This window comes from Neorhizobium sp. SHOUNA12A (assembly GCF_023006505.1).
In the GTDB taxonomy this organism is placed as follows: Bacteria; Pseudomonadota; Alphaproteobacteria; order Rhizobiales; family Rhizobiaceae; genus Neorhizobium.
In genome coordinates this window covers 41,057-52,670 of the sequence record NZ_JALBGV010000020.1, presented here as the reverse complement: position 1 = coordinate 52,670, position 11,614 = coordinate 41,057, and the positions used below count along the sequence as shown (strand labels likewise).

The 11,614-nt window shown below is 62.4% G+C and carries 9 protein-coding genes; 7 read left to right on the top strand and 2 right to left on the bottom strand.

The features are described 5' to 3' along the window. Positions 1 to 89 precede the first annotated feature (89 nt). From MOV63_RS11925 to MOV63_RS11900, 6 genes are all read left to right on the top strand, one after another. Positions 90 to 830, top strand: a complete 741-nt coding sequence (locus MOV63_RS11925; protein ID WP_038546828.1) for a LuxR family transcriptional regulator — start codon at positions 90 to 92, stop codon at positions 828 to 830. A 130-nt stretch (positions 831 to 960) separates the two neighbouring features. Continuing rightward, positions 961 to 4,422 (top strand): pyruvate carboxylase, encoded by a 3,462-nt coding sequence (gene pyc, locus MOV63_RS11920; protein ID WP_247033962.1) that lies wholly within the window; start codon positions 961 to 963, stop codon positions 4,420 to 4,422. Between the two features lie 240 nt (positions 4,423 to 4,662). Then, a complete protein-coding gene (locus MOV63_RS11915; RefSeq protein WP_247033961.1) occupies positions 4,663 to 5,853 on the top strand; it encodes an MFS transporter in 1,191 nt (396 codons plus the stop codon). Between the two features lie 126 nt (positions 5,854 to 5,979). Continuing rightward, on the top strand, positions 5,980 to 7,230 hold the full coding sequence (gene ispG, locus MOV63_RS11910) for a flavodoxin-dependent (E)-4-hydroxy-3-methylbut-2-enyl-diphosphate synthase (RefSeq protein WP_247033960.1): 1,251 nt from the start codon (positions 5,980 to 5,982) through the stop codon (positions 7,228 to 7,230). Positions 7,231 to 7,233: 3 nt separating this feature from the next. Beyond that, positions 7,234 to 8,298, top strand: coding sequence for a histidinol-phosphate transaminase (hisC, locus tag MOV63_RS11905; RefSeq protein ID WP_247033958.1), 1,065 nt, complete (start codon positions 7,234 to 7,236; stop codon positions 8,296 to 8,298). A 164-nt stretch (positions 8,299 to 8,462) separates the two neighbouring features. Next, positions 8,463 to 9,122 carry an OmpA family protein gene (locus MOV63_RS11900; RefSeq protein WP_247033956.1) on the top strand — a complete coding sequence of 220 codons (660 nt, stop codon included), beginning with the start codon at positions 8,463 to 8,465 and terminating at the stop codon, positions 9,120 to 9,122. Positions 9,123 to 9,150: 28 nt separating this feature from the next. Here the strand turns inward: MOV63_RS11900 and MOV63_RS11895 are convergent, their stop codons facing one another. Together MOV63_RS11895 and MOV63_RS11890 are read right to left on the bottom strand one after the other, a co-directional pair. Continuing rightward, the gene (locus MOV63_RS11895; RefSeq protein ID WP_247033954.1) at positions 9,151 to 9,792 is read right to left on the bottom strand and encodes a LysE family translocator; all 642 of its coding nucleotides are present in this window, start codon (positions 9,790 to 9,792) and stop codon (positions 9,151 to 9,153) included. Between the two features lie 19 nt (positions 9,793 to 9,811). After that, positions 9,812 to 10,726: a polyprenyl synthetase family protein gene (locus MOV63_RS11890; RefSeq protein ID WP_247033952.1), complete on the bottom strand. Its 915-nt coding sequence runs from the start codon at positions 10,724 to 10,726 to the stop codon at positions 9,812 to 9,814. Between the two features lie 130 nt (positions 10,727 to 10,856). On the opposite strand from MOV63_RS11890, the gene mtgA reads away from it, so the two are divergent. Then, positions 10,857 to 11,603 (top strand): monofunctional biosynthetic peptidoglycan transglycosylase, encoded by a 747-nt coding sequence (gene mtgA, locus MOV63_RS11885; RefSeq protein ID WP_405029325.1) that lies wholly within the window; start codon positions 10,857 to 10,859, stop codon positions 11,601 to 11,603. Positions 11,604 to 11,614 lie beyond the last annotated feature (11 nt).

Genomic DNA, 11,614 nt, shown 5'->3' with positions numbered 1-11,614 from the left:
ACTATGCTAATCGATTGTGAATAAGGGAAGTCACTGAAATTTAATACAAAGAAAAGAAGCGCCCGGAAAGAGCGCGGCGGGAGCAAGTCGTGAACATTCAGCTGGTCGTGCAACTCTTGGTACTCGTCGGGGAAGTCAAGACCGAGGCGGAGCTGACGGCTCAGCTCGAATCCCTGCTGAAAGCCTATGGTTTCGAATATTACGGACTGGTTATCCGGCCACGCTCTCACCAGGGGCCGGCAGGCTTGTCCCTCGCCGAACGCTGGCCGGAAGGCTGGCAGGAAATCTACGAGAGCCGCAAATACGTGCTGGTCGATCCGACCATCCGGATGCTCAGCATCGCGCAAAGACACTTCCGCTGGCGGGACGCTGTCCTCAGGCTCCGCAACGATCCGCATCGGCAGCGCATGCAGCGGATGATGCAGGAGGGGATGCGTTACGGTCTCCAGGACGGCTATATGTTTCCGATCCATGGCCGCAACGGGTTGCTCGGCAACATGACCATCGGCGGACGGCCCGTGGATCTTTCGCCTGCTGAAACGGCGCTGTTCGATGCCGCCGCCAAGAGGACGTTCTGGCGCTTTCTGGAGCTGCGCGGCCAGGCAGAAGAACTGGAAGCTGTCGCAAAAGTCGACACCCAGCTTACCCGCCGCGAGATGGAAGTCATCGTGCTGCTGGCCGAGGGCCTGACCTCCAACGAGATTGCAAAGTCGCTCGATATCTCCAGCCACACGGTCGACTGGTACATCAACGGGCTTCAGGAGAAGCTGCGCGCCAAGAACCGCCAGCATGTCGTCGCTTCGACGTTCCGCCTCGGTCTCGTCACCTAGAAACCAGCCCCCATTCGTCCGACATAAATTTGTCATCCGGCCTTCCGATAAATTGCACTTGCTTGATTAAGACGATACTGATTTCTTTGCGGTGCAGCATTTTTCTCGATGGCGCGTGGGGAGATCCGTCTTGTCGATTTCGAAGATACTGGTTGCCAATCGCTCGGAGATCGCCATCCGCGTCTTCCGTGCCGCCAACGAGCTTGGCATCAAAACCGTTGCGATCTGGGCGGAGGAGGACAAGCTCTCGCTGCATCGGTTCAAGGCCGACGAGAGTTATCAGGTCGGTCGCGGCCCGCATCTTTCCAAGGATATGGGGCCGATCGAGAGCTATCTGTCCATTCCGGAAGTCATCCGCGTCGCCAAGCTTTCCGGCGCCGATGCCATCCATCCGGGATACGGCCTTTTGTCGGAAAGCCCGGAATTCGTCGAGGCGTGCAACGAGGCAGGCATCATCTTCATCGGCCCGCGGCCGGATACGATGCGTCAGCTCGGCAACAAGGTTGCGGCCCGCAATCTCGCCATCTCGGTCGGCGTGCCGGTGGTGCCGGCAACGGAGCCGCTGCCGGACGATATGGCGGTCGTTGCGAAGATGGCCGAGGAAATCGGTTATCCGGTGATGCTGAAAGCGTCCTGGGGCGGCGGTGGGCGCGGCATGCGCGCCATCCGCGATCCGAAGGATCTGGCCAAGGAAGTTGTGGAAGCCAAACGCGAGGCGATGGCCGCTTTCGGCAAGGACGAAGTCTATCTCGAAAAGCTGGTCGAGCGTGCCCGCCACGTGGAGAGCCAGGTGCTCGGCGATACGCACGGAAATGTCGTGCACCTCTTCGAGCGCGATTGTTCGATCCAGCGCCGCAACCAGAAGGTCGTCGAACGCGCGCCCGCACCCTATCTTTCGGAAGAGCAGCGGGCGGAGCTTGCCGCCTATTCGCTGAAGATCGCTGCGGCGACCAATTATGTCGGTGCCGGCACGGTCGAGTACCTGATGGATGCCGATACGGGCAAATTCTACTTCATCGAGGTGAACCCGCGCATCCAGGTCGAACACACGGTGACCGAAGTCGTCACCGGCATCGATATCGTCAAGGCGCAGATCCATATCCTCGAAGGTTTTGCGATCGGCACGCCCGAATCCGGTGTGCCGGCTCAAGCTGACATCCGTCTCCATGGCCACGCGCTGCAATGCCGGATCACCACCGAGGATCCGGAACACAATTTCATCCCGGATTACGGCCGCATCACCGCCTACCGCTCGGCGGCCGGTTTCGGCATCCGTCTCGACGGCGGCACGGCCTATTCGGGCGCGGTGATCACCCGCTATTACGATCCGCTGCTGGTCAAGGTGACGGCCGCCGGCTCGACGCCGCAGGAAGCTATCAGCCGGATGGACCGTGCGCTGCGCGAGTTCCGCATCCGCGGCGTGGCGACCAATCTCACCTTCCTCGAAGCGATCATCGGCCACCCGAAATTCCGCGACAACACCTATACGACGCGGTTCATCGATACGACGCCGGAACTGTTCGAGCAGGTGAAGCGGCAGGACCGTGCCACCAAGCTCTTGACCTACCTCGCCGACGTCACCGTCAACGGCCATCCGGAAACCAAAGGCCGGCCGGTGCCATCCGAACATAGCGCCAAACCGGTGCTGCCTTATATCAACGGCCCGGTCCCGGACGGGACCAAGCAGCTTCTCGACACGCTCGGCCCGAAAAAGTTCGGCGAATGGATGCGCAACGAAAAGCGCGTGCTGATGACCGACACCACGATGCGCGACGGTCATCAGTCGCTGCTGGCCACCCGCATGCGCACCTATGACATCGCGCGGGTCGCCGGCGTCTATGCGCGGGCGCTGCCGAACCTGTTCTCGCTGGAATGCTGGGGCGGCGCGACCTTCGACGTCTCCATGCGCTTCCTCACCGAAGATCCGTGGGAACGCCTGGCGATGATCCGCGAGGGTGCGCCGAACCTGCTTCTGCAGATGCTGCTGCGCGGCGCCAACGGCGTTGGCTACAAGAACTATCCCGACAACGTCGTCAAATTTTTCGTTGCCCAGGCCGCCAAGGGCGGTATCGACCTCTTCCGTGTCTTCGACTGCCTCAACTGGGTCGAGAACATGCGCGTCTCGATGGATGCGATCAACGAAGAGAACAGGCTCTGCGAGGCGGCGATCTGCTATACGGGCGATCTCCTGAATTCGGCGCGCCCCAAATACGACCTCAAATATTACGTTTCCCTGGCCGAAGAGCTGGAGAAGGCGGGCGCCCATATCATCGCGCTGAAGGACATGGCCGGCCTGCTGAAGCCGGCTGCCGCACGGGTGCTGTTCAAGGCGCTGCGCGAGGCAACCTCGTTGCCGATCCATTTCCATACCCATGATACGTCCGGCATCTCGGCCGCGACCGTGCTTGCCGCGGTGGACGCGGGCGTCGACGCGGTCGATGCGGCAATGGATGCGGTGTCCGGCAATACGTCCCAGCCCTGCCTCGGCTCGATCGTCGAAGCGCTGTCCGGCTCCGAGCGCGACCCGGGCCTTGATCCGGAGTGGATCCGCCGTATCTCCTTCTATTGGGAAGCGGTGCGCGGCCAGTATGCGGCCTTCGAAAGCGACCTCAAGGGGCCGGCCTCGGAAGTCTATCTGCATGAAATGCCGGGCGGCCAGTTCACCAACCTCAAGGAACAGGCCCGCTCGCTCGGGCTTGAAACCCGCTGGCACAAGGTCGCCCAGACCTATGCGGACGTCAACCAGATGTTCGGCGACATCGTCAAGGTGACGCCGTCGTCCAAGGTGGTCGGCGACATGGCGCTAATGATGGTCTCCCAGGACCTCACTGTCGCCGACGTCGAAAACCCGGCGAAGGATATCGCCTTCCCGGATTCGGTCGTGTCGATGCTGAAGGGCGATCTCGGCCAGCCCCCCGGCGGCTGGCCGCAGGCGCTGCAGAAAAAGGCGCTGAAGGGCGAGACGCCCTACACGGCCGTGCCCGGCTCGCTTTTGCCGCCTGCTGATCTCGCTGCGGAGCGCAAGGTCATCGAGGACAAGCTGGAACGCAAGATCGACGATTTCGAGTTCGCTTCCTACCTGATGTATCCGAAGGTCTTTACCGATTTTGCGCTGGCTTCGGACACTTACGGCCCGGTCTCCGTTCTGCCGACACACGCCTATTTCTACGGTCTCAACGACGGCGAGGAACTGTTTGCCGACATCGAGCGCGGCAAGACGCTGGTTGTCGTCAACCAGGCGATGAGCGGCACGGATGCCCAAGGCATGGTCACCGTGTTCTTCGAACTCAATGGCCAGCCGCGCCGCATCAAGGTGCCGGACAGGGCGCATGGCGCTTCCGGCAGTGCGGTGCGCCGCAAGGCGGACATCGGCAATGCCGCTCATCTCGGCGCGCCGATGCCTGGCGTCATTTCCCGCGTCTTCGCGACAACCGGCCAGGCCGTGAAAGCCGGCGACGTGCTGCTCTCCATCGAGGCGATGAAGATGGAAACCGCGCTGCATGCGGAAAAAGACGGCACCGTGGCCGAAGTCCTCGTCAAGGCCGGCGACCAGATCGACGCCAAGGATCTGCTGATCGTTTATGGCGGCTGAGTACAGCTGCCATACCTAAGGGCCCGGACTTCCGGCCCTCCCCAAAAATGATCATTAGGCCGGCGCAATCGTTCGGGATTGCGCCGGAGCCTGTGCCGACGTGCGGTGAGTGGCACGGCCGCGAACATTTTTCACGTTGCAGGTTTCGCCTCGATACAATTTGTGAGAGGGAGGGTCTCTTCGCGACGTTGCAAATTCAATCGATTTAAATATGTTCGCGGCGATCGAAAGGACCTATCCATGGACAGTCGCGCACCCTCAAACGCCTCCTCCACCTCCCGCGCTTTCTTCACTCGCGAAAGAGCGGGCGTGTCGCTGCTCTTCCTGATGAACGGCTTCATGATCGGCGCCTGGGCACCGAAAATCCCGGAATTTGCGAGCCGCCTGGGCTTGAGCGAAAGCTCGCTCGGATTGATGATCCTGACGTTCGGTCTCGGATCGCTGCTGATGATGCCGCTTGCCGGCAGTCAGATCGCCCGCTTCGGATCGAGCCAGGTCGCCAAATACACCTCGGTGCTTTTGACGCCGACATTGCTGCTTCTCACCTGGGTCGGCAGCATCTGGTCCGGCGCTGTGGCAATCTTCCTGTTCGGCGGCCTGATCGGGGCCATGGACGTGGCGATGAATGCCAATGCCGTGTCGGTCGAGAAAAGCATGCGCCGGGCGATCATGTCGTCCTGCCACGCCTTCTGGAGCCTCGGCGGTTTGATCGGCTCGTCGACGGGCGGTTTCCTGATCGAACATATCGGCGTTTCCGCGCATGCCATCCTGGTCACGGTGCTGGCCGCGGTGATGATCATTGCCGCCTGGCGGACCGTTTTGCACGATGCTCCGCATCCGGACGAAGCCAAGCACGGCGGAAGCCGCCTGCCGCTTTCGCCGCTGCCCTGGCTGATCGGCATCATGGCGCTGTTCTGCATGATCCCGGAAGGCGCGATCCTCGATTGGGGTGCGCTTTACCTCCGCAATGAGTTGGCGGCTTCCGTCACCCTCTCCGGCTTCGCGTTCGCTGCGTTCTCGCTCACCATGGCGGCGATGCGTTTTGCCGGCGACCTGATCCGCGACCGTTTCGGCGCGGTGATGACGCTGCGCGTCTGCGCCGTCATCTCGATCTTCGGGCTGCTGCTGATCGGCTTTGCCCAGAATGCGCCGATGGCGATCGCCGGTTTTGCGCTGACGGGCATCGGCATTTCCAATATCGTGCCGATCGCGTTTTCGGCAGCTGGCAACCTGCCGGGAATGGCGGCCGGCGTCGGCCTCTCGGTGGTCACGACCATGGGCTATTCCGGCATCCTGGTCGCTCCATCGGCGATCGGCTTCATCGCCGAACACACGGGGCTGGCGGCGATCTTTGCCGGCCTTTCGGCGCTCATCATCGTGGTGCTGGTTCTCTCGCCCTTGGCCAGACATGCCGACACGGCGCATCATTAGGTGCGTCAGCCTGCCGGGCTGGAACGGGAAAGGCCGGTGCGATAAAGTGAGTGTCGCTGCGGTTGACAAGCCGCAAGCCATACGCCACCTGAAAGACGCTTCATTCCCAAGGCGACGAGACTTCCGATGACCGCACCCATCGATTACGATCCGAAACCGCGCCGCGCCACAGTCGCCGTCGATGTCGGCGGGGTCATCGTCGGCGGAGGTGCGCCTGTCGTCGTGCAGTCGATGACCAATACGGACACGGCCGATATCGACGCAACGGTCGCCCAGGTCGCGGCGCTCCACAAGGCAGGCTCCGAGCTGGTGCGCATCACCGTCGACCGCGACGAGAGTGCCGCCGCGGTGCCAAAAATCCGCGAGCGGCTGCTGCGTCTCGGCATGGACGTGCCGCTGATCGGCGACTTCCATTATATCGGCCATAAGCTGCTCGCCGACCATCCGGCCTGCGCCGAGGCGCTGGCGAAATATCGCATCAATCCCGGCAATGTCGGTTTCAAGGACAAGAAGGACAAGCAGTTCGCCGACATCATCGAGATGGCGATCCGCTACGACAAGCCTGTCCGTATCGGCGTCAACTGGGGTTCGCTCGACCAGGACCTGCTGACCACACTGATGGACCGTAACGCGGCTGACGGTTCACCGCTGTCGGCCCGCCAGGTCATGCATGAGGCGATCGTCCAGTCTGCGTTGATTTCCGCCGAGCTTGCCGAGCAGATCGGCCTGCCGCGCAACCGCATCATCCTGTCGGCCAAGGTCAGCCAGGTGCAGGACCTGATCGCCGTCTATTCGATGCTCACAGAGCGCTCCAACCATGCGCTGCATCTCGGCCTCACTGAAGCCGGCATGGGCTCCAAGGGCATTGTCGCCTCCTCGGCGGCCATGGGTTATGTGCTTCAGCACGGGATCGGCGACACGATCCGCGTTTCGCTGACGCCGGAGCCGAACGGAGACCGTACCCGCGAAGTGCAGGTGGCGCAGGAACTGCTGCAGGTCATGGGTTTCCGCCAGTTCGTTCCCGTCGTCGCCGCCTGTCCGGGCTGCGGGCGGACGACCTCGACAGTGTTCCAGGAGCTTGCCCAGAACATCCAGAACGACCTGCGCAAGAACATGCCGGTCTGGCGCGAGAAATATCCGGGCGTCGAAGCGCTCAACGTCGCGGTGATGGGCTGCATCGTCAACGGTCCGGGCGAGAGCAAACATGCCGATATCGGCATTTCGTTGCCGGGTACCGGGGAAACGCCGGCTGCCCCTGTGTTCATCGACGGCAAGAAGGCGCTCACCCTGCGCGGCGTGAACATCGCCGCCGATTTCGAGAAGCTGGTCATCGACTATATCGAGCAGCGTTTCGGCCAGCGCACGGCCGCTGAATAAATCATGAGCCGATACTGGTCGCCGATCGTCAGCCGGCTTTCACCCTATGTCGCGGGCGAGCAGCCTCGTATCCAGAACCTCGTCAAGCTCAACACCAACGAGAACCCTTACGGACCATCTCCAAAGGCGATCGCCGCAGTCCAGGCGGCGGCGGACGTTGCGTTGCGGCTTTATCCGGATCCGTCGGCGACCGCATTGCGCGAAGCGATCGCTGCACGTTTCGGCGTGCAGGCGGATCAGGTTTTCGTCGGCAACGGTTCGGACGAGGTGCTGGCGCACACGTTCCAGGCGCTCTTGAAGCATGACAAGCCGCTGCTCTATCCGGACATCACCTACAGCTTCTATCCGACCTATAGCCGGCTCTACGATATCGACGTCGTCGAAATCCCGCTCGATGAAGGCTTCCGGATCAAGCTTTCCGACTACGACCGGCCCTGCGGCGCGATCATCATTCCGAACCCGAATGCGCCTACGGGTATAGGCCTGGCCCTCCCGGATATCGAGGCCCTGGTTGCCGCGCATCCCGACGTGCCGGTCGTGGTGGACGAGGCCTATATCGATTTCGGCGGTGAGACGGCTGCCAGCCTGATTGCCCGCTATCCAAATCTCCTGGTCATCCAGACGCTGTCGAAATCCCGTTCGCTGGCGGGGATGCGCATCGGTTTCGCGCTCGGCCAGCGGCATCTGATCGATGCCCTGGAACGGGTGAAGGACAGTTTCAATTCCTACCCACTCGACCGGCTGGCTCAGGTTGCCGCGACGGCTGCGATCAAGGATGTCGCATGGTTCGAGACCTGCCGGCAGAAGATCATCGCGACGCGCGACCGCGTCAGCGGCGAATTGCAGGCGATGGGTTTCGATGTACTGCCGTCGCAGGCGAACTTCGTCTTCGCCAGGCATCCGGCTCTATCGGGCGCCGCAGTCTATTCGGCCTTGCGGGCCGAGGGCGTGCTGGTGCGCCACTGGAACAAGCCGCGCATAAACGACTATCTGCGCATCTCGATCGGCACGGATGCCGAATGTGACCGGCTGCTGGACGTCTTGAAGACCCTGCCCGCCGCCGGCTGATCGCGGCTCTTCTTTCGCTGCATCGGATCTCTTTGCGGGGTGTCTTGATCGGCCCGGTTCCGGCCGTCCTTGTGGTCAATGACGAAGATATGCCGGCCTCCTCGCTATTGCCGCAATTCATGGTAAATGAGGTTGCACCACTGACGACGGGGACATCGATTTACATGCTCAAGAAAATTGCAATCGTCGCACTTTGCGCGACCTATCTTTCCGCCTGCACCACGACCGACCCCTATACCGGGGAACAGAAGATTTCCAACACCACCGGCGGCGCCGCCATAGGTGCCGGCCTTGGCGCGCTTGCCGGCGGCTTGACCGGCGGACGCCATGCGGGCCGCAATGCGCTCATCGGTGCCGGTATCGGCGCGCTCGCCGGTGGCGGCATCGGCGCCTACATGGACAATCAGGAAGCGGAACTGCGCGCCCAGCTGCAGGGCACCGGTGTTTCCGTGACCCGCGTCGGCGACCGCATCATCCTCAACATGCCGTCGAACATCACGTTCGCCACCGACCAGGACCAGGTGATCCCGCCCTTCTACCGGACGCTGGATTCCGTCGCGATCGTGCTGAACAAGTTCAACCGCACTCTGATCGACGTCAACGGCCATACGGACTCGACCGGCAGCTTGCAGCATAACCAGGCTCTTTCCGAGCGTCGCGCCGCTTCCGTTGCCAACTATCTCGGCAGCCGTGGCGTGGACCAGCGCCGCATGTCAACGATGGGTTTTGGACCGTCGCAGCCGGTCGCCACGAACGCGAGCCCGGACGGCCGCGCCCAGAACCGCCGCGTCGAAGTGGCAATCGCGCCGATCACCCAGGGCTGATCATAAAAATCTGACGAAAGCGAGCCGCTCAGATGCGGCTCGTTAGCAGCTTCAGGCCGGCGACGCTGTAGAACACCGCCATCGTGCCTTCGACCCAGCGTCGTGCGGCCTTGTAGCCGCGCAGCGCGTGGGATGTGGAAAACACCATCGCGTAGGTGGTGAAGATCAGCAGACTCGAACTCATGCAGACGGCGATGATCAAAAGGATCGCAGAGGTCGGTGCATTTTCCGGCAGGCCGAGCGAAATGATCGCCAGCCAGGCAAAGATCGCCTTCGGATTGGTAACGTGGACCGCGTAGCCGCGCAGCCAGAGCTGGCGGGCGGTGTAGTTGGTTTTCGCATTGCCGAGAGCGACCTTGGAATCCGGCAGGCGTGCGGACTTGTAAGCCTTCCAGGCCAGGTAGATCAGGTAGAGGCCGCCGAGCACCTTCATGATCTCCAGCGCGATCGCATAGTTGCGCAGCAAGGCCGCGAGACCGAGAGCTGCCGCCGTCGCCCAGGTCAGCGAGCCGCTGGCGATGCCGAGCGCGGTGATCAGGCCGGCGCGGCGGCCTTGGGAGATCGAGGTGCCGATGATCGCGAAATTGGCCGGGCCGGGGCTCGCGACGTTGATGACATAGGCGACATAGGCCGGCCACATGTAGGGCAGATAGCTGAGGGCGTCCGGCATTCTCGTTTCCTATCCCTGTTTAGTTTTCCCGGCTGGCGATGAAGCGCGCCGTCTCCTGCAGAATGAATGCCTTCTCACCGTAGGGCGCAAGCAGTTCCACGGCTTCGGCCGTCAAAGCATCCAGCCGGTCCTCCGCCCAGGTTATGCCACGCAGGGCCACGAGTGTGCCCTTGCCGCGGCCGGCATCCTTGCCGGTCGCCTTGCCCATGGTTTCGGCATCCGAAGTCAGGTCGAGCAGATCGTCGGCGAGCTGGAAGGCAAGACCGATCTTCTGGCCGAAGAGCCGCAGCCGTTGGCGATGCTGTGGTTCAGAGCCGGCGATGATCGCGCCCGCCTCGCAGGCAAACCGCAGCAGCGCACCTGTTTTCATCGCCTGCAATGTGGTGATCCCGGCCTCGTCGGGCGGCGATTTTTCCGCGGCGAGATCGAGCGCCTGGCCACCCGCCATGCCGCCGGGACCTGCGGCGCGGGCAAGCGACAGGACGAGTTCCGTTTTCAGCCCGTCGGCGAGCACCGTCTCCGGTGCGGCGATGATGTCGAAGGCGTAGGTCAGCAGGCTGTCGCCGGCGAGGATGGCGGTCGCTTCGTCGAAAGCCTTGTGGACGGTCGGCTGGCCACGGCGCAGGTCGTCGTCGTCCATGGCGGGCAGGTCGTCGTGGATCAGCGAATAACAATGCAGGCACTCGAGCGCAACGCCGACCCGAAGTGCCACATCGGCCGGGCCACCAAGCAGGGCCGCACTCTCGCGGACGAGAAAGGGCCTCAGCCGTTTCCCGCCGTTCAGCGATCCGTGCCGCATGGCGGCCATCAGATGCGCCGGGCGGGTCGTCTCGTCGGAAAGAGGGGTATCGGACAGGAGAGACGAAAGCAGTGCTCCCGTCTCGGCGGCGCTCTGCCGCAGGCGTATTTCGAATGCCGTTTTCGCGTCCGTCATGGCCGCTGTTTGGCATGCCGATGGTTGGCTGGCAACGGCGATTCACCCAGACATGCGAAGTTTTCGGCGCCGGACTCGCCTTGGCCACGTTGAGCGGTTATGAAACTCAAAACGAGGGACGAGTGGGATATTGGACTTCACACCCGAACAGCAGGTGCAGGAGGAGGAGCCCGTGAGGGCCGGCTGGAGACGGCGCCCGGTTTCGGGCAATCTGATCCGCCGGATCGTGCTGATCGCGATCGCGCTGGTGGTGTTGCCCTATCTGTTGATCTTCGTCTACGCGCTTCCGTTCACCCGCCCCGTTTCGACACTGATGCTATCGGAACTGGCGCTGTTTCGTGGATACGACCGGCGCTGGGTGAGCCTCGACCAGATTTCGCCCAATCTCGTCCGTTCGGTGATGATGTCGGAAGACGGCCAGTTCTGTTTTCATGGTGGCGTGGACTGGAACCAGATGCGCGGCGTGGTCGAGGATGCACTCGACGGCGAGGCGACACGGGGCGCAAGCACCATTCCGATGCAGACCGCCAAGAACCTGTTCCTCTGGAACGGCCGCTCGTTCATCCGAAAGGGGCTGGAGCTGCCGCTGGCGCTCGGCGCAGACCTAGTCTGGTCGAAACGCCGGATGATGGAGATTTATCTCAATATCGCCGAATGGGGGCCGGGCATCTATGGTGCGGAAGCGGCGGCGCAATATCATTTCAAGGTGCCGGCCTCGAAACTGAGCGCCCGGCAGGCGGCACTTCTGGCCGTAGCACTTCCCAATCCGATCACGCGGGTCGCCAGCAAACCGAGCCGCGGCGTTCAGCAACTGGCCGTGCTCGTCGAGCGCCGGGCGCGGGGATCCGGCGATTACATCAAATGCATTTATGATTGAGGTCTATCGAT

Bases quoted from the DNA above. Each gene is read 5' to 3' on its own strand.
- MOV63_RS11915 (WP_247033961.1), top strand. From the start codon at position 4,663: ATGGACAGTCGCGCACCCTCAAACGCCTCCTCCACCTCCCGCGCTTTC.
- ispG (WP_247033960.1), top strand. From the start codon at position 5,980: ATGACCGCACCCATCGATTACGATCCGAAACCGCGCCGCGCCACAGTC.
- hisC (WP_247033958.1), top strand. From the start codon at position 7,234: ATGAGCCGATACTGGTCGCCGATCGTCAGCCGGCTTTCACCCTATGTC.
- MOV63_RS11900 (WP_247033956.1), top strand. From the start codon at position 8,463: ATGCTCAAGAAAATTGCAATCGTCGCACTTTGCGCGACCTATCTTTCC.
- MOV63_RS11895 (WP_247033954.1), bottom strand. From the start codon at position 9,792: ATGCCGGACGCCCTCAGCTATCTGCCCTACATGTGGCCGGCCTATGTC.
- MOV63_RS11890 (WP_247033952.1), bottom strand. From the start codon at position 10,726: ATGACGGACGCGAAAACGGCATTCGAAATACGCCTGCGGCAGAGCGCC.